The following is a 25823-nucleotide window of genomic DNA, read 5'->3' as shown; positions in this document are numbered from 1 at the left end:
GGCGGGGGGTGTGGGGCCCCCCTCGGCCGGGCGCCGGCGCACGGTGCGGTCAGTCGAGGACCGCGGTGGCCTCGACCTCGACGAGGAGTTCGGGCCTCGCCAGCGCCGCGACCCCCAGCAGGGTGGCGGGCGGCAGCGGTGTGGTCCCCAGCTTCTCGGCCGCGCGGGAGATCCCCTCCAGCAGCAGGGGCATCTGGTCGGGCGTCCAGCCGACGACGTGGACGTTGAGCTTCGCCAGGTCGGCGAAGGAGCCGCCGACCGAGGCGAGCGCGGTCCCCACGTTGAGGTAGCACTGCTCGACCTGGGCGGCGAGGTCCCCCTCGCCAACGGTGTCGCCGTCCGCGTCCACGGCGACCTGACCCGCGACGTGGACCAGCTTCGACCCCGTCGCGACCGACACCTGCTTGTAGACGCCGACCTCCGGCAGTCCGTCGGGGTTGATCAGGCTGATGGGCATGCTGCGACTCTCCTTGCACCCGTGATCGCTTGTGGTTACTGGGAAACCGTAGGAGAGCGGTGGCTGACGTGGAAGAACGAACCTTTCGGTGCCCTGGGAACCACGAGGTGACCTCGCAGCTCAGGGCAGCGCCGCGGACGGAAAAATCGCTTGGGCCGGAGATCTACGCTGAGGTGATGAACACGGAGCACGACTGGATCACCACCCCCGTCACAGCCGACCTCCTGCGCGGTGCGCTCGACGTGGAGCGCACGGCCCACGGCCTGCTGCCGCACCGGCTGCCCCCGGCGGCCCGCCGGCAGATCCCCGACGACCAGCTGGCGATGGCCGAGTCCCAGCCGTCCGGCGTACGGCTCGTCTTCCGCACCGACGCCACCGCCGTCGCGCTGGACGCACTGGCGATCAAGCGGGCGTACAAGGGCCTGCCCACTCCCCCGGACGGCACTTACGACCTGCTGCTCGACGGCCGGCTCACGAGCCAGGCCACCGTCCCGGGCGGCACCGTCCGCACGATCGACTTCGCCACCCAGTCGGTCGAGGTGCACGAGGGCCCGCCCGGCACCGCCCGGTTCGCCGAGCTGCCCCCGGGCGACAAGACCGTCGAGATCTGGCTGCCCCACACCGAGGGCGTCGAGCTGATCGCCCTGCGCACCGACGCTCCGGTGGCTGCGGCGCCGGAACACGGACGGCGGGTGTGGCTGCACCACGGCAGCTCGATCAGCCACGGCTCGAACGCCGCGAGCCCCAGCACCATCTGGCCGGCGCTGGCCGCCGCGCGGGGCGGGGTCGAGTTGGTGAACCTGGGCTTCGGGGGCGGTGCGCTGCTCGACCCGTTCACCGCCCGGGCGATGCGGGACACCCCCGCGGATCTGATCAGCCTGAAGATCGGCATCAACGTCGTCAACGCCGACGTGATGCGGCTGCGGGCCTTCGTCCCCGCGGTCCACGGCTTCCTCGACACCATCCGGGAGGGGCATCCGACGACACCGCTGCTGGTCGCGTCCTCCGTGCTCTGCCCCGTCCACGAGGACACCCCCGGTCCCCTGGCACCCGACTTCGACGGCGGCGTCCCGCAGTTCAAGGCGACGGGCGACCCGGCCGACGTCGCCGCCGGGCGCCTGACGCTCCGCGTCATCCGCGAGGCGCTCGCCCGGATCGTGGCGGAGCGGGCGGTCGACGACCCGCACCTGCACCACCTCGACGGACGCGAGCTCTACGGCGAGGCCGACCACGCCGAACTGCCGCTGCCGGACAAGGTCCACCCGGACGCCGCGGGCCACCGGCGCATCGCCGAGAACTTCGTCCGCATCGCGTTCGGAGCCGACGGGCCCTTCGCGGCCGGGGCCGGTGCGCGTCCGTAGCTCGCTGGTCGTTCAAAAGTGCACTTTCGGACCAGTGAAGTGCACGATCAGCACAGCCGGATCCCCGAAGAATTTGCGAAGCTTCCTGCGGAAGCGATCAATGCACCGGTGAACCCCCGGGGCGGGCACCGGCGTCGTCCCGGCTGCGCGCCCGACCCGGGTCCTGCACAGTGCTGGAGTAGGGCACCGACAGGGCGGTCTTCGCGCGGCCCGGGCGGCGCGAAGTCTGCCGGTTCACCGGCAAGGTGGGCGGGCTTCGGCCGCATCGGAGTTCCCTACCCCCGCGTAGCCTGAAAGGGGCTGTGACCATGTCCGCGTACGTTCCGACTCCCCCCGTGCTCGAACCGGCCGCCGCGGAGTTCTCGGCGGCGACCGCGAACCCGCCGTACCTCTTCGACCTCGGTCCGGTCGAGGGCCGCAAGGCGGTCGACGAGGTGCAGTCCGGCGACGTCGAGGCACCCGCCGTCGACGACGAGTGGATCACCGTCGACGGCGGCCCGACGGGCTCCGTGCGGGCCCGGATCGTCAAGCCCGCCGGCGTCACCGGCACCCTCCCGGTGATCGTCTACATCCACGGGGCGGGCTGGGTCTTCGGCAACGCCCGCACCCACGACCGCCTGGTGCGCGAGTTGGCCGTCGGCGTCCACGCGGCGGTGGTCTTCCCGGAGTACGACCTCTCGCCCGAGGTCCGCTACCCCGTCGCCATCGAGCAGAACTACGCCGTCGCGCGCTGGATCGTCACCGACGGCGCGTCCAAGGGCCTGGACGCCACCCGCATCGCCGTGGCCGGGGACTCCGTGGGCGGCAACATGTCCGCCGCCCTCACCCTGATGGCGAAGGAGCGCGGCGACGTCCCCCTGGTCCAGCAGGTGCTGTTCTACCCCGTCACCGACGCGGCCTTCGACACCGACTCCTACCACCAGTTCGCCGAGGGCTACTTCCTGCGGCGCGACGCGATGCACTGGTTCTGGGACCAGTACACGACCGACCCCGACACACGTGCGCAGATCACCGCGAGCCCGCTCCGCGCCAACGTCGAGCAGCTCAAGGGCCTGCCGCCGGCGCTGATCATCACCGCCGAGGCCGACGTGCTGCGGGACGAGGGCGAGGCGTACGCCAACAAGCTCCGCCAAGCCGGCGTCCCCGTGACGGCCACCCGCTACCAGGGCATCATCCACGACTTCGTGATGCTCAACGCGCTGCGCGGCACCCAAGCGGCGGAAGCGGCCATCACCCAGGCGGTCGACGCCCTGCGCCGGGCCCTCGGCACCGTCTGACCCCGGCCCTGACGGTCGGGCCCGGGGGACGACACCGGGCCCGACCGTTCGCACGCGGGATCAGGCTCCCGGCGTGCTGTTCGCGCCGGACTTCGGCGCCGGCGAACCGGGTACGACCGCGGGCGCCGGCGCGGAGCCGCCTTCGCTGAGGCCGAACCGCGTGTGGAACCTGCGCAGCGGGCCGGGTGCGTACCAGGCCGAGCGGCCGAGCAGCCGCATCGCGGCCGGCAGCAGCACGCCGCGCACGGCGACGGCGTCGATCAGGATGGCCAGCCCGGTGCCCAGGCCGAACATCTGCATGAAGCTCACCTCGGCGGTGCCGAACGCGAGGAAGCTGACCGCCAGCAGACAGGCCGCCGCGCTGACGATGCGCCCGGTGTGCCCGAGGCCGTCGACCACCGCCGTCTCGTTCGCCGCGCCCTGGTCGTGGAGTTCCTTGATCCGGCTGGTGACGAAGACCTCGTAGTCCATGGAGAGGCCGAAGGCGATGCAGAACAGCAGCACCGTCATCGACATGTCCATGGGCTGCGGGGTGAAGCCGAGCAGGCCGGAGAGGTGTCCGTCCTGGAAGATCCACGTCATGACGCCGAGCGCGGCGCCCAGGCTGACCAGGTTGAGGGCGAGCGCTCGCAGTGGCTGCACGACGCTGCCGGTGAACAGGAAGAGGAGGAAGAAGGTGGTGAGGGCGACCAGCGCGACGGCCAGCGGGAGCCGGTCGGCGATGGAGTCCTTGGAGTCGAGCTGCTCGGCGGCGGTGCCGCCCACCAGCGGTTGGGCGCCCTGGGGCGGTGTGACGGCCCGCACCTGCTCGATCAGGTTCTGGGCCTCGTCTGACTTGGGGGCGAGCGCGGTCACCACGTTGATGCGCTGGGCGGCGGGCCGGCCCAGCGCCGCGTTGCCCGGGTCGGTGGAGGTGGTCGAGCCCATCGCGTAGGTCCCCGTGGCGGCCTCGACCCGGACGACGTCCGCCACCTCGGACAGCCGCGTGGCGTACGCGTCCAGGTCGGCGCCGTTCACGGGACCGTCGATGGCGATGCGGACGGCCGCGTCGTCGTTGCCGTCGAAGTTCCGCTCAAGCGCCGTCGCGACCCGGCGGCTGTCGGCGTCCTCGGGCAGCACGCGCTGGTCGGGCGTGCCGAAGCCGATGCCCAGCAGCGGGCTCGCGGCCACCAGCAGCACCGCGAGCACGGGCAGCGAGGTGAGTGCGGGCCGGCGCATGACGGTGCGTGCCAGCCGTCCCCACAGCGGCGCCCGGGTGCCGGCGGACGCCGGCTTCGGCAGCGGCACGCGTCCGTTGTTGACCCGGTGCCCCAGCACGTTCAGCACGGCCGGCATCACGAACAGGGTGCTGACGGCGGCGATGAGGACGACGGCGACCCCGGCGTAGGCGAACGTCCGCAGGAAGTACTGCGGGAAGACCAGCAGGGCGGCGAGTGCGACGGCCACCGTCGCGGCGGAGAAGGCGACCGTACGGCCCGCGGTGCGCACGGTGTGCCGTACGGCCTCGTCCACGTCGAAGCCCGCGCCGAGCTGTTCCCGGAACCGGTTGACCATCAGCAGCGCGTAGTCGATGCCGAGGCCGAGGCCCAGCGCCGTCGTCAGGTTGACGGCGAAGGTGGAGACGTCCGTGACGCCGCCGAGGACGGCGAGCACGGCAAAGGTGCCGGCGACCGCGACGACGCCGATGAGCAGCGGCAGCAGGGCGGCGACGACGCTGCCGAAGACGACCAGGAGCAGCAGGAGCGTCAGCGGTACGGCGATCGCCTCGGCCAGCAGGAGGTCCTTGCCCACCTGCGTCGACAGGTCGCTGCTGACGGCGGCGGCGCCGCCGGCCCGGACGGTGAGCCCGTCCTCGCGCGCGCCGGCGTGGGTGTCGACGAGCTTGTCCACCGCCTCCTGTTGTTCCTTCTCGTCGCCCTTCACGTGGAGGAGGACCATGGCCTCGCGGCCGTCCTCCGAGCGCAGGGCGGGGTTCTGGGTGTCCCAGTACGAGACGACGTTGCTCAGGCCCGGTTCCTCCTTGAGGGCGGCCACCAGGTCCCGGCCGCTGCGCTGCGCTGCGGGGTCGTCGACGCGGCCTTCCGCGGCGCGGGCCAGCAGGACCAGGTTCGTCTCCCCGCCGAACTTCTCGTCGATCACCTGCCCGGCCCGGGTGGACTCGGCGGCCGGGTCGTCGAAGCCGCCTCCTGCCAGTTTGCCGAACGCGCCGGCTCCCACGGCGCCCATCAGCACCACCAGCAGGGCTGCGACGACGAGCACCGGCTTGGACCGACGGATCGTCAGTTCGGCTATGCGTTCAAACACGCACGATCTCCTTTTGTGCTGTCCGGGGTGAGGACGGTGAGGAAGTGGCGCCCCTTGTCCCGGGCCGGGCGGCGACCGCGAAGGGCGGGCCGCGTACGGGCCGGACTGCACCCAACAGGGGTGGACGGAAGCGCACTTGGGACGGGAGGGGATCGCGCGTCCGCGCTCCTCGTCACTGCGACGACCGTAGTGAGACGGTGGAGGATTTGGCAGTGTTAGATTTTCTTCACGGATGTCGGGCTTCCGCTGACAGCACGGGGCGGACCGTCGTACGGTCGTGGCATGTCCCCCGCCGACGCCACCACGACCGTGCCCACGCTGCGCGAGCGGCGCCGGGCCGTCGCCACCCAGGAGATCCTCGGCGCCGCCGAGCGCCACATCGTCGAACACGGGCCGCACGCCCTGTCCCTGCGCGCGGTCGCCCGCGATCTCGGCATGACCGTGCAGGCGCTGTACCACTACTTCGCGAGCCGGGACGACCTCATCACCGCGTTGGTCACCCGGGCGTTCGAGGACCTGGCCGACGCGGTGCAGTTCGCCGTCGACCGCGCGCACGAGGACCCGTCCGTGCCGCGGTTGGTGCACGCGGCCGAGGGATACCGCCGGTGGGCCATCGACCATCCCGAGCGGTTCCAGCTCATCTTCGGTTCACCGCTGCGCGGTTACGCGGCGCCGCCCGGCGGCCCCACCACCCAGGCCGTGCAGCGGATGAGCGGGATCTTCCAACGGGAGCTGTTCGCCGGCTACTCGATGGAGCAGTTGGCAGCCGCCGACATGCCCACGGCCTCACCGGAGATGCGCGCGCATCTGGGGCAGCTGTCGCCGGACGGCCTCGGTGCGCTCCCACCGTCCGGGGTGCACCTGCTGTTGAACGCCTGGGGGCGCATGCACGGCCTGGTCGTGCTGGAGGTGTTCGGGCACACCTCGTTCCTGGGCGGCCACCAAGGGGAGGTCTTCCAGGTGTCCATGGCCCATCTGGTGGAGGACGTCCACCGCAGGCTCGCAACTGCGCGCTGAGGTCCGGAACGAACACCGCCCCGCCGTCCGTCGGTGTCGACGGACGAGGGGGCGGAGCGGGGTCGCCGCGAGGGGCGTCGGTCGGTCAGGGCTTGTGGGCCACGAGTCCGTAGATGCCGATGTCGGCGTCCGTGACGTCCCGGATGTCCAGATACTTGATCTTGTCGATGTCTTCGAGGCCGTCCAGGTAGTCCGGTTCGGGCGCCTGGACCATCGCGCTGTCGGCCGCGTGGTCCGGCCGCCAGTGGTGGACGGGGACGATCCCGGGTTCGACCAGCTCCAGCCCGTTGGTGCTGACGAACCGGCCGATCTCCTCACAGGTGCGCCGCACGATGGCGAATCCCCGTTGCTTGAACTCCTCGGTCACGTTCGCCATCCGCTCCGGATTGAGGTCGTCCGTGAGGTGGCTGAGGACGACGGCGCTGCCGGACGGCAGGGCGTCGACCAGTTCGGCGGTGACGGCGTGCGCCTGCTCGCCCTCGACCAGGTGCAGTACGGCTGCGAGCACCAGCGCCACCGGCCGGTCGAAGTCGAGCGTCCGCGCCGCTTCGGCGAGGATGGCGGCGGGCGCGCGCAGGTCCTGCTCGATGTAGTCGGTCCGCCCCTCGGGGCCGGTGGCGAGCAGGGCGCGGGCGTGCGCGAGGACGACCGGGTCGTTGTCCACGTACACCACCCGGGACTCGGGGGCGATGCGCTGCGCGATCTGGTGCACGTTCTCCTGGGTCGGCAGCCCGGTGCCGACGTCGAGGAACTGCCGGATGCCCCGCTCCGCCGCCACGTGCACGACCGCGCGGCGCAGGAAGTCCCGGTTGTGACGGACGGTGAGATAGGCGCGCGGGTCGACCCCGAGGGCCGCCTTCGCTGCCGCCCGGTCGGCCGGATAGTTGTCCTTACCACCGAGAAATACGTCATAGACCCGGGCGGGGTGCGCCCTGGTGGTGTCGATCCGGTCGCTCCGTCGGATCGGCTCGACAGGGCCGGGAACAGGGGCTTCACCGCTCATCGGGACCGTCCTCGGTGGTCGTGGGCGTGCACGGGCGCACGCTCAAGAATCAGCACCTGAATTAGACCATCCGACGACGCATTCCAGACACCGGGTCCGCGATCAAGTCCGCTTGGGACGAGCGGTAGTTGACGGGGCGTCGGGTTTCGGGCGGGGCTCGGAGGGACGGGAACGCCGGGCGGGACCCGAGGTCCCGCCCGGCGTTCCCGGTCTCCACGCCGCTCTACTCCCCGTCTTCCAGTTGTCCCTCGGCCTCCAGGTACGCCTGGCGCAGCGCCTCCAGCACCGCCGGGTCGGGCTTCGCCCACATCCCGCGGGACTCCGCCTCCAGCAGCCGCTCGGCGATGCCGTGCAGCGCCCACGGGTTGGCCTGTTCGAGGAACGCGCGGTTCGTCGGGTCCAGCACGTACGTCTCGGTGAGCTTGTCGTACATCCAGTCGGCGATCACGCCGGTCGTGGCGTCGTAGCCGAAGAGGTAGTCCACGGTGGCGGCGAGTTCGAAGGCACCCTTGTAGCCGTGGCGGCGCATCGCCTCGATCCACTTGGGATTCACCACCCGGGCGCGGAAGACCCGGGAGGTCTCCTCGACGAGCGTGCGGGTGCGGACCGTCTCCGGGCGGGTGGAGTCGCCGATGTACGCCTCCGGCGCGGTGCCGCGCAGCGCGCGGACCGTGGCGACCATCCCGCCGTGGTACTGGAAGTAGTCGTCGGAGTCGGCGATGTCGTGTTCGCGGGTGTCGGTGTTCTTCGCCGCCACCGCGATGCGTCGGTACGCGGTCTCCATCTCGTCGCGCGCGGGACGGCCGTCCAACTCCCGGCCGTAGGCGTAGCCGCCCCACACCGTGTAGACCTCGGCGAGGTCGGCGTCGGTGCGCCAGTCGCGGGAGTCGATGAGCTGGAGGAGGCCGGCGCCGTACGTGCCGGGGCGGGAGCCGAAGATCCGGGTGGTGGCGCGGCGTTCGTCGCCGTGCTCCGCCAGGTCGGCCCGGACGTGGGCGCGGACGTGGTTGACCTCGTCCGGCTCGTCGAGGGACGCGGCCAGCCGCACGGCGTCGTCGAGCAGGCCGATGGTGTGCGGGAAGGCGTCGCGGAAGAAGCCGGAGATGCGCAGCGTGACGTCGATCCGGGGCCGGCCCAGCTCCTCCTGCGAGATGGCCTCCAGACCGGTCACCCGGCGGGACGCGTCGTCCCAGACGGGGCGGACGCCGAGCAGGGCGAGGGCTTCGGCGACGTCGTCGCCGGCGGTCCGCATCGCGCTGGTGCCCCACAGCGAGAGCCCGACGGAGGTGGGCCATTCGCCGTTGTCCGTGCGGTAGCGCTCCACGAGGGAGTCGGCGAGGGCCTGTCCGGTCTCCCACGCGAGGCGGGAGGGCACGGCCTTGGGGTCGACGGAGTAGAAGTTGCGGCCGGTCGGCAGCACGTTGACCAGTCCGCGCAGGGGCGAGCCCGAGGGGCCGGCGGGGACGAAGCCGCCGGCCAGGGCGTGCACGGCGTGGTCGAGTTCGTCCGTGGTCGCCGCGAGCCGGGGGACGACTTCGCGGGCGCCGAACTCCAGGACGGCGGCGACCTGTTCGCCGTGCTCGGTGGGGACCGCGGCCGGGTCCCAGCCGGCGTCCTCCATCGCCTGGACGAGGTCGCGGGCCCGCTGCTCCGCTTCGTCCGCGGTCGTACGGGTGGCGGCGGACTCGTCGAGGCCGAGGGCTTCGCGCAGGCCGGGCAGGGCGGTGGCGCCGCCCCAGATCTGGCGGGCGCGCAGGATAGCGAGGACCAGGTTGACGCGGTCGGGCCCGGCGGGCGCGGTGCCGAGGACGTGCAGGCCGTCGCGGATCTGGGCGTCCTTGACCTCGCACAGCCAGCCGTCGACGTGGAGGAGGAAGTCGTCGAAGCCGTCGTCGTCGGGGCGGTCGGCCATGCCCAGGTCGTGGTCCAGCTTGGCGGCCTGGATGAGGGTCCAGATCTGGGCGCGGATGGCCGGCAGCTTCGCCGGGTCCATCGAGGAGATCTGGGCGTACTCGTCGAGGAGCTGTTCCAGGCGGGCGATGTCGCCGTAGGAGTCGGCGCGGGCCATCGGCGGGACGAGGTGGTCGACGAGGGTGGCGTGCACGCGCCGCTTGGCCTGGGTGCCCTCGCCGGGGTCGTTCACGAGGAACGGGTAGACCAGCGGCAGGTCGCCGAGTGCGGCGTCCGGGCCGCAGGCGGCGGACAGGCCCGCGTTCTTGCCGGGCAGCCACTCCAGGTTGCCGTGCTTGCCCAGGTGGACCATGGCGTCGGCGCCGAAGCCGCCGTCGGACTGCGGGGCGGCGATCCAGCGGTAGGCGGCCAGGTAGTGGTGGGAGGGTGGCAGGTCGGGGTCGTGGTAGATCGCGATCGGGTTCTCTCCGAAGCCGCGCGGCGGCTGGATCAGCACGAGCAGGTTGCCGAAGCGCAGGGCCGCGAGGACGATGTCGCCCTCCGGGTTGGCGCTGCGGTCGACGAACATCTCGCCCGGGGCCGGGCCCCAGTGCTCCTCGACGGCCGAGCGCAGCTCCTTGGGCAAGGTGGCGAACCAGCGCCGGTAGTCCGCCGCGGGGATGCGGACCGGGTTGCGGGCGAGCTGTTCGTCGGTGAGCCAGTCCTGGTCGTGTCCGCCCGCGTCGATCAGCGCGCGGATCAGCTCGTCGCCGTCGCCCGAGGCGAGGCCGGGGACGTCCGTGTCGCCGAAGTCGTAGCCCTCGGTGCGCAGTCGGCGCAGCAGGGCGACGGCGCTGGCGGGGGTGTCGAGGCCGACGGCGTTGCCGATGCGGGAGTGCTTGGTCGGGTAGGCGGACAGTACGAGGGCGAGGCGCTTGTCGGCCGCCGGGATGTGCCTGAGGCGTGCGTGGCGGACGGCGATGCCGGCGACGCGGGCGGCGCGCTCGGGGTCGGCGACGTACGCGGGCAGGCCGTCGGCGTCGATCTCCTTGAAGGAGAACGGCACGGTGATCAGTCGGCCGTCGAACTCGGGCACGGCGATCTGGCTGGCCGCGTCCAGCGGGGAGACGCCCTCGTCGTTCTCCTCCCAGGCGGCGCGCGATCCGGTGAGGCACAGGGCCTGGAGGATCGGCACGTCCAGCGCGGTCAGCGCGCCGGCGTCCCAGGACTCGTCGTCGCCGCCGGCGGACGCGTCGGCGGGCTTGGTGCCGCCGGCGGCGAGGACGGTGGTGACGATGACGTCGACGGCGCGCAGCTCTTCGATCAGCTCGGGCTCGGGGGCCCGCAGCGAGGCGACGTACAGGGGCCGGGGCCGTCCGCCGGCGGCTTCGACGGCGTCGCACAGCGCGTGGACGAAGGCGGTGTTCCCGCTCATGTGGTGGGCGCGGTAGTAGAGCACGGCGACGTTCGGGCCGTCGCCGGCGGGCGGCGCGGTCCGCTCCAGGGGGCCCCAGGTGGGGGCCGGTGCGGGAGCATCGAAGCCGTGGCCGGTGAGCAGGACCGTGTCGGACAGGAAACGGGCGAGGTGTTCCAGGTTGGTCGGCCCGCCGTGGGCGAGGTAGGCGTGGGCTTCGGCGGCGATCCCGACGGGGACGGTGGAGGCGGCCATCAGTTGGGCGTCGGGGGCCTGTTCGCCGGAGAGGACGACGACGGGGCGCGTCCCGTCGGCCATCAGCAGGTCGAGCCCCTCCTGCCAGGCGCGCAGGCCGCCGAGGAGTCGTACGACGACGAGGTCGACCCCGTCGAGGAGGGCGGGCAGGTCGTCCAGCGGGAGACGGGCCGGATTGGCGAAGCGGTAGGGCACCGGGCCCGCGGACGCACGGGCGCTGAGCAGGTCGGTGTCGGATGTCGACAGGAGCAGGATCATGCGGCGTCGGCCTTCCTCGGGGTGTCCGCGCCCCGGGCGTGTCAGACGGCGGGAGTTCCTGGCTCACCCGGCCCTTGCGGGTCGGGTTCACAGTGGCGGGACCGCGCCGGATTCACACCGGGCTTCCTCCCCTGTCGCCGTCGTGGCGATGGCGGACCGGCTGGTCCGCCCGAGACATAGTAAGGGCCGGGCGACGAGGGCGGGACGTACCACCGGTGTGACGATCGGTATGCTCGCCGCCATGGCTCCCTCACCTTCATCGCCCCAGGCCACGACGGCTGCGCGGGAACGTGGCGACGCCTGCCCGGGGACCTTGCGGCTGCACGCCGCGGACGACGGCGCGCTGGCCCGGGTCCGCCTCCCCGGGGGCGTGGTGACCGTCGCGCAGGCGCGGACGCTGGCAGCAGCGGCCCGGCGACTGGGGGACGGTGACCTCCACCTCACGTCACGCGGGAACGTTCAGCTGCGGGGGTTGCGGGAGGGCTGCGGCGCCGAGTTGGCCGAGGTGCTGGGTGCTGCCGGGCTGTTGCCCGCCCCCGGGCACGAACGCGTGCGCAACGTCGTCGCGTCGCCGCTGTCGGGCCTGGACGGGCGCGGTCTGCACGACGTGCGGCCGTGGTTGACGGCCCTGGACCGGTTCCTGTGCGCGAGCAGTGCGACCCGCAAGTTGTCGGGGCGGTTCCTGTTCGCCCTGGACGACGGGCGCGGGGACGTGGCCGGGCTGGGCGCCGACGTGACCGTACGGGCGAGGGCCGACGGCGGGGCCGCCCTGTGCCTCGGGTCGACCGGGGCGGTGCTGCGGGTGTCCGCGGACGACGCGCCGCGGTCGGCCGTCCTGGCCGCGGAGGCTTTCCTCACGACCGTAGCGGCGAGCGGGACGCCGGTCTGGCGGGTGGACGAACTCGCCGTGGCAGCCGAAGAGTTGGCGAGCGCGGTGGGCCGTCGACTGACGGACGGCGCAGTCGACTTCGAGAAGACGGCGCAGCGCGAGCCGGTGGACACCGCCGGTCCCCCGCCGGGAGCCGTCGGCACGGCCCTGTCCGTACACGTTCCGCTGGGTCGTCTCTCCGCCGCGCAGTGGGGGGAGTTGATCGGTGTCGCCGCGTCCCCGTCGAGCGGCGAGCTGCGGCTGACCCCGTGGCGGGGCGTCGTGGTACCGGTGCCGGACCTCGACGGCCCGCAGGCGGCCACGGCGCTGGACCGGCTGGAGGCCGCCGGCCTCGTCGTCGACCCCGCCTCCCCCTGGCTCCGCGTCGGCGCCTGCGTCGGTCGGCCCGGGTGCGCGAAGTCCCGTACTGACGTACGGGCGGACGCCACGCGCGCCCTGGTCGCCGTCGGCCGCGCACCCCTGCCCGTGTACTGGTCCGGGTGCGAGCGGCGCTGCGGGCGCCCGCGCGGCGATCTGATCGACGCGGTCGCCGCGCCGGACGGCGGATACCGGCTGACCGCCGCGGTGCAGGGCCGCGACCCCCGTACCACCGCACTGGACGACCCTTCCCACTTCGCCACCGCCCTGGCGGCGATCGCCCCATGAGCCGCACCACGACCGAGAGCAGCGAGAAGAACACCGTGACCACCTACGACTACGAGAAGGACGGCGCCGCGATCTACCGGCAGTCCTTCGCCACCATCCGCGCGGAGGCGGACCTCGCGGGCCTGCCCGCCGACGTCAGCCAGGTCGCGGTGCGGATGATCCACGCCTGCGGAATGGTCGATCTGGTGCGCGACGTCGCGTACACGCCCGCAGTGGTGGCCCGCGCCCGCGAGGCCCTGCGCGCCGGGGCGCCGATCCTCTGCGACGTCCAGATGGTGGCGAGCGGTGTGACCCGCAAGCGGCTGCCCGCCGACAACGACGTGGTGTGCACCCTGTCCGACCCGGCCGTGCCCGAGTTGGCGGCCCGGTTCGGCACCACGCGCAGCGCCGCCGCGATGGAGCTGTGGCGGGACCGGCTGGAGGGCGCCGTGGTCGCCGTCGGCAACGCGCCCACCGCGCTGTTCAGGCTGCTGGAGATGATCGAGGAGGGCGCGCCGCGGCCGGCCGCGGTCATCGGCGTCCCCGTCGGCTTCGTCGGCGCCGTCGAGTCCAAGGACGCCCTCGCCGCGCACCCGTCGGGGCTGGAGCACCTGGTGGTGCGGGGCCGTCGGGGCGGCAGCGCCATCGCCGCCGCCGCGCTCAACGCGATCGCGAGCGAAGAAGAGTGAACGAGAGCGGGCACACAAGCGTGAACGGCAAGCTGTACGGCGTCGGCCTGGGCCCCGGCGACCCTTCGTTGATGACCCTGCGCGCGGTCGAGGCGATCGCGGAGGCGGACGTGGTCGCGTACCACAGCGCCCGGCACGGGCGGTCCATCGCCCGCTCGATCGCGGCGAAGCACCTGCGCGCCGACCACGTCGAGGAGCCGTTGGTCTACCCGCTCACGACGGAGACCACGGACCATCCCGGCGGCTACCGGGGCGCGATGGAGGAGTTCTACGCCGAGGCCGCGGCCCGGCTCGCGGTGCACCTCGACGCCGGTCGCACCGTCGCGGTCCTCGCGGAGGGCGATCCACTCTTCTACGGGTCGTACATGCACATGCACAAGCGGCTGGCCGACCGGTACGAGACCGAGGTGATCCCGGGCGTCACGTCGGTGTCCGCCGCGGCGGCCCGGCTCGGCACCCCGCTCGCGGAGGGCGAGGAGGTGCTGACGATCCTGCCGGGCACGCTGCCCGAGGAGGAGCTGACGGCGCGGCTCGCTTCGACGGACTCGGCGGTGGTGATGAAGCTCGGGCGCACCTTCCCCTCGGTGCGCCGTGCGTTGGAAGGCGCGGGCCGGCTGGCGGACGCCCGGTACGTGGAGCGGGCGACGATGGAGGGGGAGCGTTTGGCGGCCCTCGCCGACGTGGACCCGGAGTCGGTGCCGTACTTCTCCGTCGCCGTGCTGCCGAGCCGCGTCGACGTCGAGCGTCCGACGGCCGGGGAAGGCGCGTGCGGCGAGGTCGTCGTGGTGGGCACCGGGCCCGCAGGGCCGCTGTGGCTGACCCCCGAGACGCGGGGCGCGCTGGCCGCCGCGGACGACCTCGTCGGTTACACCACCTATCTGGACCGGGTGCCGACCCGCCCCGGTCAGCGGCGCCACGGCTCCGACAACCGGGTGGAGGCCGAGCGCGCCGAGTTCGCGCTCCAACTCGCGCTGCGCGGACGGCGGGTCGCGGTGGTCTCCGGGGGCGACCCGGGGATCTTCGCGATGGCCACGGCCGTTTTGGAGGCGGCTTGCGAGGAGGCGTACGCGCACGTCCCGGTGCGCGTGCTGCCGGGGGTGACCGCGGCCCATGCCGCCGCCGCCCGCGCGGGCGCCCCACTGGGCCACGACTTCGCGACGATCTCCCTGTCGGACCGGCTCAAGCCGTGGGAGGTGATCGCCGAGCGGCTGCGCGCCGCGGCCTCGGCGGATCTGGTGCTGGCCCTGTACAACCCCGGTTCGCGAAGCCGCACCTGGCAGGTCGGCAAGGCTCGTGACCTGCTGCTGGAGCACCGGGCGCCGGACACTCCGGTGGTGGTCGCACGGGACGTCGGCGGCAGCGGCGAGCGGGTGCGCGTCGTACGGCTGGGCGAACTGGACCCGGCGGAGGTCGACATGCGCACGGTGCTGCTGGTGGGCTCGTCGCAGACGCGGGCCGTGCGGCGCGGGGACGGCGGGGACGGCGAGGAGGTCGTCTGGACGCCGCGGCGCTATCCGGAGGCGTGAGGGGTCACTGGCGCCCACCGGGCGTCAGTGACTGCGGACCCAGGCTGCGGCCTCGTCCGGTGTGGCGACGGCGGGCACTCCTTCGGGCGTCGGGGGCCTGCGCACCACGACGACGGGCAGCCCCGCTTCCCGGGCGGCCACCAGCTTCGGCGCGGTGGCCGCTCCCCCGCTGTCCTTGGTGACGACGACGTCGATCCGGTGGCGGCGCAACAGTGCGCGCTCCCCGTCGATGGCGAACGGCCCGCGGTCGAGCAGGACTTCCATCCGGGGCGGGTGCGGGGCCTGCGGCGGGTCCACGGACCGTACGAGGAACCACGGGTCGACGAGGTCGGCGAAGGCCGCGAGCCCCGTGCGTCCGGTGGTGAGGAAGATGCGTCGGCCGAGCCCGGGCAGCACGCCGGCGGCCTCTTCCAGGGAGTCGGCCTCGTGCCATCGGTCGCCCTCGGTCGGCTGCCAGCCGGGGCGGCGCAGCGCGAGCAGGGGGACCCGTGCGTCGGCCGCGGCCCGGGCCGCGTTGAAGCTGATCGTGCGGGCGAAGGGGTGCGTGGCGTCGACGACCGCGGCCACCCGGTGCTCCACCAGCCATGCGGTCAGCCCGTCGACGCCGCCGAAGCCTCCGACCCGCACCTGTCCGGGCGGCAGCCGCGGCGAGGCCACCCGGCCGGCCAGGGACGTGGTCACCCGTAGGTCGGGCCGTTCGTCGGCGGCGAGGAGTTCGGCGAGGCCGCGGGCCTCCGTGGTGCCGCCGAGGATCAGTACGTGCACGGCCGTCCCGTCCCCCGTGGCGTACGGCTGCCGCCCCGCCGGGTCAGCACGTGTGCCGTTCGCGCTCGGGCGAGTACAGGTGGCTGTCGCGGAAGTGCTCCGCCCCCAGGGTCCGCCCGACCATGATCACGGCGGTGCGCACCACCCCCGCGTCCTTGACCTTCCGGGCGATCTCGTCGAGCGTGCCGCGGATGACCAGTTCGTTCGGGCGGGAGGCGTACGCGACGACGGCGGCGGGGCAGTCGGCGCCGTAGTGCGGCAGCAGTTCGTCGACGACGCGGTCCACGTACCGGGCGGCCAGGTGCACCACGATGAGCGCCCGGCTGCGGCCGAGGGTCGCCAGGTCCTCGCCCTCGGGCATGGCTGTGGCCTGTTGGGCGATGCGGGTGAGGATCACGGTCTGGCCGACGGTCGGCACGGTCAGCTCCCGCTTGAGGGCGGCGGCAGCGGCGGCGAAGGCGGGGACGCCGGGGACGACCTCGTACGGCACCCCGGCGGCGTCGAGACGTCGCATCTGCTCGGCGACGGCGCCGAAGACGGACGGGTCCCCCGAATGCAGCCGGGCCACGTCGTGCCCCTGCTCGTGGGCGCGCACCAGCTCGGCCGTGATCGCGTCCAGGTCGAGCTGCGAGGTGTCCACGAGCCGGGCGTCCGGCGGGCACTCGGCGAGCAGTTCCTGCGGCACCAGGCTGCCCGCGTACAGGCAGACCCGGCAGGAGGCGAGCGTACGGGCGCCGCGCACCGTGATCAGGTCGGCGGCGCCGGGACCTGCGCCGATGAAGTACACGGTCATCTGTCTGCTCCTGGGGATGGGGTCACGGTCTTGACTACGGCCCACTGGGTCACGGGCATCGCCTGGCGCCAGCCGGTGAAGCCGCCGACGGGTACGGCGTGCGCGACCGCGAGGCGCACCAACTCGCCGCCGTGCCGGCGGTGGGCGTCGGCGAGGACCGCCTCCGACTCCAGCGTCACGGTGTTGGCGACGAGCCGACCGCCGACGGGCAGCGCCTGCCAGCAGGCGTCGAGGAGGCCGGGTGCGGTGAGTCCGCCGCCGATGAACACCGCGTGCGGAGTGGGCAGTTCGGCCAGGGCGGCGGGGGCGGCGCCGGTGACGACGCGCAGCCCCGGCACCCCCAGCCGCTCGGCGTTGCGGGTGATGCGTCCGGCCCGGACGGGGTCGCGTTCCACGCTGACGGCGCGGCACGTCGGGTGGGTCCGCATCCACTCCACGGCGATCGAGCCGGATCCGCCGCCGACGTCCCAGAGCGTTTCGCCGGGTGCGGGTGCGAGCGCGGCGAGCGCGGCGGCCCGTACGTGGCGCTTGGTGAGCTGCCCGTCGTGTTCGTACGCCGCGTCCGGCAGTCCGGGTGCGGCGCCGATGCGCAGCGCGTCGGGGGCGCGGCGGCACTCGACGGCGACGACGTTGAGGGGGTCGCCGGGCGGCTGCGACCAGTGGTCGGCGGGGGCCGGATCGCCCACCCGCTCCTGCGGCCCGCCGAGCTGTTCGAGCACGCGCATCGGGCTGGGTCCGAAGCCGCGGTCCCGCAGCAGGGCGGCGACCTCGTCGGGGGTGGTGGCGCCGGCGCTGAGGACGAGCACGCGCCGGCCGTGGTGCAGAGCGGCAGCGAGGCGGGCGGCGGGTCGGCCGACGAGGGTGACGACGTCCACGTCCTCCAGGGGCCAGCCGAGGCGGGCGCAGGCGTGGGAGACGGCGGAGGGGTGCGGCAGGACGTGCACGGCGTCGGGCCCGAGGATCTCGGTGAGGGTGCGGCCGATGCCGTAGAACATCGGGTCGCCGCTGGCCAGGACGGCGATGCGGCGCCCGGTGTGGGCGGCGATGAGCCCGGGGACCGCGGGCCGCAGCGGCGACGGCCAGGCGATCCGCTCCCCCGGGCACTTCGGCGGCAGCAGGTCGAGCTGGCGGGGGCCGCCGATCAGGACCTGGGCGTCGAGGAGCGCGGTGCGCGAGCCTTCGGGCAGCCCCTCCCACCCGTCGGCGCCGATCCCTACGACGGTCACGGCGGCGGGCGCGGTGTGGCGTTCGACGCTCACGGTTGGGTACCTCGGGGTTCGGGGAGCGGTGGTGTCGGGGCAACGGAGATGCACTCTACGGGGCGGTGGCCTGCGGGTCCGTGGTCGGGTGGGGCACTTCCGGCCCACCGGGGCGCGCCCGGCGCCGGGTGGTCGGCGCGGGTGGTCGGCGCGACGATGGTGGGTGGGGGCAGCGCCTTGGGAGGTCGCCATGTCGCAGCGCTCGACGGTGCGGCGGCTGATGCTGGAGTACGGGCGTACGCACGCGGCGGAGGCGGGCATCCGGCTGCGGAACACCCCGGCGCCGCTGTACCAGTTGTTGACCCTGTGCGTGCTGTTCTCGGTCCGCATCAAGGCCGACATCGCGGTGGCGGCGGCGCGCGAGCTGTTCGCGGCCGGGATGCGCACGCCGCGGGCGATGGCGCAGGCGTCCTGGCAGAGCCGGGTGGACGCGTTGGGGCGCGCGCACTACCGGCGTTACGACGAGGGCACGGCGACCGCGCTGGGCGCCGGGGCCGGGCTGGTCGTCGACCGGTACGGCGGCGACCTGCGGCGGCTGCGCGAGGCCGGCGACGGGGACCCGGGGCGGCTGCGCGAGCTGTTGCAGGAGGTCCCGCGGATCGGCCCGGTGGGGGCGGACATCTTCTGCCGGGAGGCGCAGGGCGTGTGGCCCGAGCTGCGCCCGGCGTTCGACGCCCGGGCGCGGCACGCCGCTGCTGAGCTGGGGCTGCCGTCCACCCCCGAGGGCCTGGCGCGGCTCGTCGCCGCGGACGACCTGCCGAAGCTGGCGGCTGCGCTGGTCCGGGTCGAGCTCTCCCGGGCGGCGGACGACCTGCGTGCGGCTGCCTGAGTACCGCGCGGCCGGCCGGGTGTTCAGAACCTCGGATCCTCCCCGCAATCCCTGACACATATACCCCCCACGGGTATTTGACCTCGCCGACAGCGAAGAGCTAATCTCCCGTCAAGAGACATACCCCACCGGGGTATTCGTCGAGAGGGGAAGAGTGATGAGCGAGACCAACTGGCACCTCAAGGGCGAGTGGTTCGACGTGTGCAGCTGCTCGATGCCCTGTCCGTGCACCTTCGCGCAGGCCCCGACGGACGGCGCCTGCCGCTTCACGCTCGTGTGGCAGATCCACGAGGGCCACTTCGGGGACGTGCGCCTGGACGGCCTGGGCATCGTGGCGCTCGGCGAGTTCGCCGGGAACATGTGGGTGGACGACCCCGACGCCACGATGACGGCGATGTTCTACATCGACGCGAAGGGCACGCAGGAGCAGCGCGACGCCCTGGAGGAGATCTTCCGCGGCAACGTCGGGGGGTGGCCGGGCAAGTTCGGCTCGCTGATCACCGAAGTGCGCGACGTGCAGTACGCGCCGATCCGCTTCGACGCGGCCGAGGACCTCGCGTACTGGCGCGCCTCGGTCGGCGACAAGGTGAGCGTGGGGGCCACGGCGCTGACCGGCCCGACCGCAGACCCGAACCGTCGGGTGCAGCTGATCAACGCTCCGGGTGCGGAGGTCGGCCCCGGCCAGGTGGCGACGTGGGGCGTGGTGAGCGCGGACCGCGCCGAGGGCTTCGACTTCTCGGCCGAGTACCGCGGCGGGTCCAGCAAGCACTTCCCGTTCGACTGGCGCCCGGAGGCGTAGCGCGGTGACTGCCGCCCTCCGGCCGTGCGCCGGCCTGCCGGAGGGCGGTTCACGTCAGCGCGTCACGCCGCCGGCGAACGGCAACGTCCGCCAGTGCTCCACTGCCGGCTGCAAGTATTCGGGGAGCACGGGGAGTTGCGGGGCCAGCGCGAAACAGGAGACGGCCCGCAGCATCCCGACCGCGTTCACGAAGTTCAGCGCGTCCTCGTTCAGCGGCCTCGCGCCGTGGCGGCGCGCGCCCCGGTCGTAGGCCCCGTGGTGCTCGGGCCCGAGGGCGGCCAGGTCCCACTCGACGGGCCCCAGGGTGACCAGTTCGAAGTCCGCGTAGAGGTCGCCGTTCACCCCGGGGAAGATGTTCGCGGGCGGGGAGTCCCCGTGGATCGGCTGGAGGTCGACCCCCGGGAACGCCTCCTCGAACGCGGCGCGCGATGACACCAGGGGCTCCAGCACCTCCCACTCCCGGCGGGCCCGGTCCAGATCGGCCGCCGACACGAGTCCGGGCAGCCCGTCGAGCGCGGCCAGGCCGTCGGTGACGAACCGCGGTTCGGCCGCGGCCAGGAACTCCAGCTCGCCCGGGTACGCACGCAGCGCGGCGTGCAGGTCGGCGGTGCTCTCGGCGTTGGCCACGTAGTCCGGCTCCCGGCCGCGGTCCTCCTCGACGTACTGCCAGAACGTCATCGAGAACCCGTCGCGCACCACGGGCTCCTGCGGCACGAGGGGGCTGGGAGGGATCACGGGACAGCCGTTGTCGTGCAGCCAACGGGTCACTGCCAGCTCCGTGCGCTGGCGACGGGCCTGGAAGTCGGGGTCGGCGTAGGAGGGCAGGACGACCGGGATCCGGACGACGACGGGGGCGGGCGCGAGGTGCACGACGACGGAGAACACGTCGTGCAGCACCCGCGCGTCCGCCACCGAGAGCCCGAGGTCGCGCCCCGCCGAGACGGCCGCCCCCAGGGCGGCGGCGGTGCGGTCGGCGAGCTGCTGTGGTGTCAGGAAATCAGTCACCGCCCGATCCTTCCACGACGCGCACCACGTCGCAGCCGAGATACCCGCCCCCTCCCGCGCGTCCGGTGCGAATGCTCGACATCCGCACCGGACGGTGCGCGAACAGGGGTGGTGACCTGCCCATGACAACCCAGAAGTGATGGCGGCTCGCCGCACAGCGGGGCGGCACGGCTCTGCGCCGGCGAGCGCAGGGCGAAGTGCCGCAGGCCGCCCGTTCCGCCGGTCGACCGTGTCCGCCGGGCCGACCGGCCGCCGCCGCGGCACTCATCTCGTACCGCTCACGTGCCGGGGCAGCGCGGCGCGCAGCCGACGCACCAGGTCGCCCCGGTGGGTGACCTTCATCTTCCGATAGATCCGGGTCAGGTGCTGGCTCACCGTGCTCTGGGTGATGAACAGCCGCTCGGAGATCTGCCGGTTGGTGCAGCCCTCGACGACCAGGTCGGCCACCCGCCGCTCCGCGTCGCTCAGCTCCTCGGGGACGAACCGGCCCAGCTGCTCCGAGGGCTGCACCGCCAGTCCGGCGCCGAGTGCGAAGGCGTCGACGGCGTCGACGAGCCGCTGCGCCCCCGATTCCCGGGCGAGTTGCCGCGCCTTGCTCAACACCTGCTCCGCCTGCCTCGTCTCCATCGAGCTGTAGTAGTGCTTGCCGAGAGCCGCCAGGGAACGCGCGTACTCGAACTTGTTCTCGTAGTTCTCTAGCAGGTACGCCGACTTCTCCAGGGGTTCTTGGCGGCGTTCGAAGCTGACCGTGGCCGCCCACAGCCGGAGCGACGAGGCGTAGATCCTGGTCGAGTGGCCCTTCACGCGGTCCAGTTGGGCTTCGATCGCCTCCCGGGCTCCGGCGTAGTCGCCGAGCGACACCAACGTCTCGGCGACGTTGTACCGCCAGGGGAGGAAGGTGGAGCTGTCCATGTCCCAGCGGGTCATCAGCTCTCCGCAGGCCAGGAAGTCCCGCAGCGCCAACTCGCCGTTGCCGACGGCCAGGTGGTAGTGGCCGCGCGCCTGGAGGTAGTGCAGCCCGTACCGGGTCTGCAACATGGCCTGCGGATAGTCCAGCTTCAGCACCTGGCCGGCCCGTTCGGAGTCGCCGATGGCGATCAGGCCGTTGATCCTGCTGGCCAGCGGGAGGCCGAGCCGCACGCCCCACACGCCCAGCGGGATGTCGGCCAGGGCTTCGGCCGAGTTGGCGACCGCGGTGTGGAAGTCCCCCCGGCGCTGCGCGATCTCCGACCGTATGCCGGCGAGGATCGCGTACCACTCCTGGCTGCCGTTCTCCTTCGCCTCGTCCAACAGCGACTGGCACCACGGGGCCGCGAGGTCCAGCCGGTCGCGGTACACCAGGGAGGTCAGCGCCTTCTCGATGGGGTCGAGCTCCGCCTCGCCGGTGCGACTGCCCCGCAGTATCTCCGCGGCCCAGGTGACGAACTTGTCGTCCGTGTCGGCCGACAGGGCCGCCCGCAGGGCACAGCAGGAGCGGTTCCACACGTCCCCGTCGGCCGGGTTCTCCGCCGGGTCCGCCAGGTACTCGGCGTCCGCGCCGGCGGTCGCCGCCGCCGGGAGGCTGGCCACGAGGGAGGGGTAGGAGACGCGCAGCCACTGCACGAAGTTCCTTACCTCGGCGGCTTCCTGATCGTGGCGCACCGTCCGGTGGGACAGCCTGGCCAGCATGTCCAGCACGTCGCGCACCCGGCCGTGTGCCAGGAGCTGGCGGGCCACGCGCAGGAGGAAGTGCAGGGGGAACCGGTCGCTGCGCAACAGGGCCAGCAGCAGGTTGAGGCAGCCCTCGGCGTCGGATTCGGTCTTCCACCACTCCATCCGGGTGGCGATCCGCAGGAAGCCGGCCGGGTTGTCCAGGTCGCCGCTCTGCGAGACGAGGGTGAGGCAGCGCAGCGCCGTGGCGGTGTCGCCGGCGCTGAGGGCGGCCTCCGCCGCGGGGTAGAGGACGTACTCCCCCCAGGGCTGCGGGCTGCGCCCGGCGGCCAGCAGGTGATCGGCCACCAGTCGCTCGTCGGCGGCGGTCGCGTGCAGGACCTCCGCCGCCCGGAGGTGTATCTCCTGCTCCTTGTCGGGGAAGGTGCTGTCGACGATGGCCTGCCGCACCAGAGGGTGTTGGAAGTTGTCGCGGCCGAGCAGTCCGGCCATCCGCAGCGAGCGGGTGACCCGGGTGACGCGGTCCGCGGCGATGCCGCTCACGGCGGGCAGCACGTCGACCCGCTCCGTACCGATGACGGCCAGGGCCTGCATGACGTCGACCCCCACCGGGTCGGCCCGGCGGGCGATGGACAAGATGGCCTCGCACGTCGCCCGCCCGGACTGGAGGGCCCTTTGCAGCACGTCGGGACCGGTCGGGACGGCGCTGTCCACGGGGCCGCTCTCGTCGGTCACCAGGTCGTCGGCGAGCCCGGCGAGCATCAGGACGTTGCCGCCGCTGATGGCGTAGGCGTCCGCGGCGGCCTGCGCCGTCACGGGCCGGTCCAGCATGGTCGACAGCGACCGGAGCACTTCGTGCCGGGTCAGCAGTTCCAGGCTGATGCCCTGGTAGTGCGCGAGGCGCTCCATCTCGCCGACGAGTTCGGACATCTGGTGGACGACGTCGTCCGAGATGGTGAGCACGAGGAGGATGGGGAACTCGCGCAGTCGGCGGGCCAGATAGGTGAGGCACTCCAGCGACGGGCCGTCGACGAGGTGGGCGTCGTCGACGCAGACGGTCGCCCCGCCGTCGATGGAGATCTTCGACATGGCGTCGTACAGGGCACGGGAGAACGAACAGCCCGGGTCCGACGACCGATCGCGCTCTGCGCACGTCCCTTCGGCCGCCAGCGCCTGGTCCACGATTCCCCGCGGTAAAGAGACCTCGGCGAGCAACTGCTCAACCGCTCCGAAATCCATGTGCTGCTCGGCCTGGGAGCCCGTCGCAATGGCGACGCGCCCGTCTTCGGAGCGCACGTATTCCCCCAGGGCGGAGACCAACGACGTCTTTCCACTCGCCGTGGGCCCGCGCACCAGCGCGATTCTGCCGCACTCGTTCCTGGCGGTGTCATACAGGTCCTTCAGGGTGTCGAGCTCTCTCCGGCGAAGCACAGAAAACAAAAATCCCCCTAGTCACCATCGCGAATATGAGTTTCGGTGGCGCTGTCCACTCGGGCGGAAGAAAATCGCCTTCGAGCGAACTGACTCCGGCCGGTCACGAGCACGGTGATCGACACGCCGGCACGACGGCGCACCCCTGCTGAGTCCCCTGCCAGCGTGGGTCTAGACGGGAGAACGCGAGGGAGTACGCCATGACGGCCCGCGGCCGGCACACGCTCGAACCTCGACGCCGCGACGAGCGGAAGCCCCCGTGGCAGGCCGACTCACCCACCGGGCGAGTCCGGCACGGAGCCGGTCAAGCGTGCGCGCGAATGTATCCGCACGGCTCACTGCCGCGCGGTCTCCCCGGGCGTCGCCCGGGACAAGGCGCAGTAAATGCAGCAATTGATGCAGCAAATACCGGAACGGGACATTGCACCACGGGCCCCCGAATGCATGTCAAGTATGCCAACATCGACTCTCGGCAAAGGTACTACAAACTTTGCCGGCGTGAACATCACCACATGCGCCAAGACTCGGCCATGGAGATGACCAAGGCTGCGCGGGGGACGCGGGCCGCGGTCCGCCGTCGGTGTCGGAAGGTGTCGCGCGGGGGTTCACGCGCCCCGTGTGGGTACGCCAGTCCAGGTCACCGCCCAAGAACCCCACCCCGACGCACGATCGTCCGCCTCTCCCGCCGGGCTCTCGACGGGGGAGGCGGACGTGCCGAGCCGCCGGTCGGCCAGCCGGCCTGACGCACAGGCTGACTGGCCGACCGGCTGGCTGGAAATGCGCCATGGAATGGTGAGGACACATCCCACAACAACGGAGAAGTCACAACGTGGACGCGAGCCATTCTCGAATCGTGCGGCCCACCTCGTCGACGTTCTCGCCCTCCATCAGCGAGAAGTGGTCGCCGGGGGCGTCCGCCGTGGCGTACTCCCCCGTCCACCGGGCCTGCCAGTCGCTGCCGGGCGACGCGATCAGCGGTTCGGTCGCGCGGACCAGCAGGGTGGGCACTCCGGGCGTCGTGGGCCGGTAGTCGAGGTCGAAGTAGCGAGCACGGGCGGTGACCCAGGCGTCGCCGTCGACGTCCAGCACGTTCGAGTCCTCGTTGTGGGCCACCAGCAGCTCGGGGAGCGCGGCGGCCCAGCTCTCGGAGGCCATGCCGTGCGTGGAGTTCCAGTGGTACGTGTCGATCAGCACCAGGGCTGCGGGCGGGGTTCCGCGCTCCGCGAGCAGGTCGGCGACGAGGCTGGCGACGAAGCCGCCCGACGAGTACCCGAGGAGCACGTACGAGCCCGGGTCGGCGTGCTCGGGCAACCGGTCCACCAGGGCGTGCGCCAGGGCCGACGCCGATGCCGGCAGCGGCTCGCCCTCCTCGAATCCGGGCAGCGAGAGGACCGAGAGGGAGTGGTGCCCGTTGAAGCCCCGGGCCAGCCTGAGGTACTGCTGCGGGTTGGGCTTCCACGCGAACGAGGGGAAGCACAGGACCTCGGGCCCTTCGTCCCCGGTGCCGAGCCGGACGGTCTCCACCGCCGCGCCGGACCGGTCGTCCTCGGTGAACTGGGTGCGGAAGGCCGCCAGTTGTTGGGTGGCCAGGGTCACCTCCTTGAGCCTGTGCTGCCGGCAGGCGGCCACGAACAGCTCGCTGAGCCCGGTCGCCTCCCGCGTGCGGGCCGTCGATGCCGCCCGTTCGGAGGACCCTTCGTGCACGTCGAAGCAGGTCCTGAAGTGCTGGGCGAGGGCTGTGGGGGTGGGGTGGTCGAAGATGAGGGTCGCGGGCAGGCGCAGGCCGGTGGCGGCGGTGAGCCGGTTGCGCAGTTCGACCGCGGTCAGCGAGTCGAAGCCCATCTCCGGGAAGGTGGCGTCGGGCTCGATCGAACTGCCCGAAGCGTGCCCGAGAACCGTCGCCACCTGGGAGGTGACGAGGTCCAGCAGCAGGCGGCCCCGGTCGGACTCGGGCACCCGCGCCAGACGGTCCGCCAGCGCTTCCGGTCCACCGGCAGCCGCGGACCGTTCCCCTCGGCGTCGGGTGGGGCGGATGAGGTTGTGGAGGAGGGGCGGGACGTTTTGGGTGTTGGTGTGGCCGGTGAGGTCGATGGCGGCCGGCATGAGGAGGGGTTCGTCGGAACGCAGAGCAGCGTCGAACAGGTCGAGCGCGTGCTCGTTGGTCATGGGAATGATCCCGCCACGCGCCATCCGCCGCCGATCACTGTCAGCGAGGTGGCCGGTCATGCCACTGGCCTCGCCCCAATAACCCCACGCCAACGAAACACCCGGAAGCCCAAGACCCTGCCGATAGGACGCCAACGCATCCAACGCAGCATTCGCCGCCGC

General features: G+C 72.8%; 18 protein-coding genes, 1 pseudogene and 1 riboswitch. Of the genes and pseudogenes, 8 read left to right on the top strand and 11 right to left on the bottom strand.

The window, feature by feature from the left end:
* Window positions 1–49 precede the first annotated feature (49 nt).
* On the bottom strand, window positions 50–457 hold the full coding sequence (locus ABZ842_RS37600; protein WP_361547933.1) for a RidA family protein: 408 nt from the start codon (window positions 455–457) through the stop codon (window positions 50–52).
* Window positions 458–633: 176 nt separating this feature from the next.
* Here ABZ842_RS37600 and ABZ842_RS37595 point away from each other — a divergent pair, with 176 nt between their 5' ends.
* Both ABZ842_RS37595 and ABZ842_RS37590 read left to right on the top strand, forming a co-directional pair.
* Window positions 634–1818: a GDSL-type esterase/lipase family protein gene (locus tag ABZ842_RS37595; RefSeq protein WP_361547930.1), complete on the top strand. Its 1185-nt coding sequence runs from the start codon at window positions 634–636 to the stop codon at window positions 1816–1818.
* A gap of 308 nt (window positions 1819–2126) precedes the next feature.
* Entirely contained in the window at window positions 2127–3095 is a 969-nt protein-coding gene (locus ABZ842_RS37590; protein ID WP_361547927.1) for an alpha/beta hydrolase, read from the top strand.
* Between the two features lie 60 nt (window positions 3096–3155).
* Here the strand turns inward: ABZ842_RS37590 and ABZ842_RS37585 are convergent, their stop codons facing one another.
* A complete protein-coding gene (locus tag ABZ842_RS37585; RefSeq protein ID WP_361547924.1) occupies window positions 3156–5399 on the bottom strand; it encodes an MMPL family transporter in 2244 nt (747 codons plus the stop codon).
* 282 nt (window positions 5400–5681) lie between these two features.
* On the opposite strand from ABZ842_RS37585, the gene ABZ842_RS37580 reads away from it, so the two are divergent.
* A complete protein-coding gene (locus ABZ842_RS37580; protein ID WP_361547921.1) occupies window positions 5682–6416 on the top strand; it encodes a TetR/AcrR family transcriptional regulator in 735 nt (244 codons plus the stop codon).
* Between the two features lie 85 nt (window positions 6417–6501).
* Here the strand turns inward: ABZ842_RS37580 and ABZ842_RS37575 are convergent, their stop codons facing one another.
* Both ABZ842_RS37575 and cobN read right to left on the bottom strand, forming a co-directional pair.
* Window positions 6502–7419 (bottom strand): SAM-dependent methyltransferase, encoded by a 918-nt coding sequence (locus ABZ842_RS37575; RefSeq protein ID WP_361547918.1) that lies wholly within the window; start codon window positions 7417–7419, stop codon window positions 6502–6504.
* Window positions 7420–7642: 223 nt separating this feature from the next.
* Complete coding sequence (gene cobN, locus ABZ842_RS37570; RefSeq protein ID WP_361547915.1) at window positions 7643–11236, bottom strand: cobaltochelatase subunit CobN; 3594 nt, start codon at window positions 11234–11236, stop codon at window positions 7643–7645.
* Window positions 11237–11277: 41 nt separating this feature from the next.
* A riboswitch (cobalamin riboswitch) is annotated at window positions 11278–11397 on the bottom strand.
* Window positions 11398–11465: 68 nt separating this feature from the next.
* Here cobN and cobG point away from each other — a divergent pair.
* From cobG to ABZ842_RS37555, 3 genes are read left to right on the top strand one after another with little or no spacing between them, the layout of a single operon-like run.
* Window positions 11466–12770 carry a precorrin-3B synthase gene (cobG, locus tag ABZ842_RS37565; protein ID WP_361547941.1) on the top strand — a complete coding sequence of 435 codons (1305 nt, stop codon included), beginning with the start codon at window positions 11466–11468 and terminating at the stop codon, window positions 12768–12770.
* The gene (locus ABZ842_RS37560; RefSeq protein WP_361547912.1) at window positions 12767–13438 is read left to right on the top strand and encodes a precorrin-8X methylmutase; all 672 of its coding nucleotides are present in this window, start codon (window positions 12767–12769) and stop codon (window positions 13436–13438) included. The genes cobG and ABZ842_RS37560 overlap by 4 nt, the downstream gene beginning before the upstream one ends.
* 20 nt (window positions 13439–13458) lie before the next feature.
* On the top strand, window positions 13459–14964 hold the full coding sequence (locus ABZ842_RS37555) for a precorrin-2 C(20)-methyltransferase (RefSeq protein ID WP_361547909.1): 1506 nt from the start codon (window positions 13459–13461) through the stop codon (window positions 14962–14964).
* A gap of 24 nt (window positions 14965–14988) precedes the next feature.
* Here ABZ842_RS37555 and ABZ842_RS37550 read toward each other — a convergent pair whose 3' ends face one another.
* From ABZ842_RS37550 to cbiE, 3 genes are read right to left on the bottom strand one after another with little or no spacing between them, the layout of a single operon-like run.
* Window positions 14989–15729, bottom strand: coding sequence for a cobalt-precorrin-6A reductase (locus ABZ842_RS37550; RefSeq protein ID WP_361547906.1), 741 nt, complete (start codon window positions 15727–15729; stop codon window positions 14989–14991).
* A 43-nt stretch (window positions 15730–15772) separates the two neighbouring features.
* On the bottom strand, window positions 15773–16522 hold the full coding sequence (cobM, locus tag ABZ842_RS37545; protein WP_361547903.1) for a precorrin-4 C(11)-methyltransferase: 750 nt from the start codon (window positions 16520–16522) through the stop codon (window positions 15773–15775).
* Window positions 16519–17748, bottom strand: coding sequence for a precorrin-6y C5,15-methyltransferase (decarboxylating) subunit CbiE (gene cbiE, locus ABZ842_RS37540; protein WP_361547938.1), 1230 nt, complete (start codon window positions 17746–17748; stop codon window positions 16519–16521). The genes cobM and cbiE overlap by 4 nt, the downstream gene beginning before the upstream one ends.
* 223 nt (window positions 17749–17971) lie before the next feature.
* On the opposite strand from cbiE, the gene ABZ842_RS37535 reads away from it, so the two are divergent.
* Both ABZ842_RS37535 and ABZ842_RS37530 read left to right on the top strand, forming a co-directional pair.
* Window positions 17972–18610 carry an endonuclease gene (locus ABZ842_RS37535; RefSeq protein WP_361547901.1) on the top strand — a complete coding sequence of 213 codons (639 nt, stop codon included), beginning with the start codon at window positions 17972–17974 and terminating at the stop codon, window positions 18608–18610.
* Window positions 18611–18767: 157 nt separating this feature from the next.
* The gene (locus tag ABZ842_RS37530; RefSeq protein ID WP_361547898.1) at window positions 18768–19409 is read left to right on the top strand and encodes a DUF1326 domain-containing protein; all 642 of its coding nucleotides are present in this window, start codon (window positions 18768–18770) and stop codon (window positions 19407–19409) included.
* A 54-nt stretch (window positions 19410–19463) separates the two neighbouring features.
* Here ABZ842_RS37530 and ABZ842_RS37525 read toward each other — a convergent pair whose 3' ends face one another.
* From ABZ842_RS37525 to ABZ842_RS37510, 4 genes and pseudogenes are all read right to left on the bottom strand, one after another.
* Window positions 19464–20414: an aminoglycoside phosphotransferase family protein gene (locus ABZ842_RS37525; RefSeq protein WP_361547895.1), complete on the bottom strand. Its 951-nt coding sequence runs from the start codon at window positions 20412–20414 to the stop codon at window positions 19464–19466.
* 264 nt (window positions 20415–20678) lie between these two features.
* Window positions 20679–23495 (bottom strand): AAA family ATPase, encoded by a 2817-nt coding sequence (locus tag ABZ842_RS37520; protein WP_361547892.1) that lies wholly within the window; start codon window positions 23493–23495, stop codon window positions 20679–20681.
* Window positions 23496–24317: 822 nt separating this feature from the next.
* A complete protein-coding gene (locus ABZ842_RS37515; protein WP_361547936.1) occupies window positions 24318–25661 on the bottom strand; it encodes a thioesterase domain-containing protein in 1344 nt (447 codons plus the stop codon).
* Window positions 25662–25745: 84 nt separating this feature from the next.
* Window positions 25746–25823, bottom strand: a pseudogene (locus tag ABZ842_RS37510) (KR domain-containing protein); the annotation flags it as partial.

The organism is Streptomyces sp. NPDC047315, assembly GCF_040643215.1.
Lineage (GTDB): Bacteria > Actinomycetota > Actinomycetes > Streptomycetales > Streptomycetaceae > Streptomyces.
Note: the sequence above shows the minus strand (reverse complement) of the source record. Positions and strands in the feature narration are given on the sequence as shown.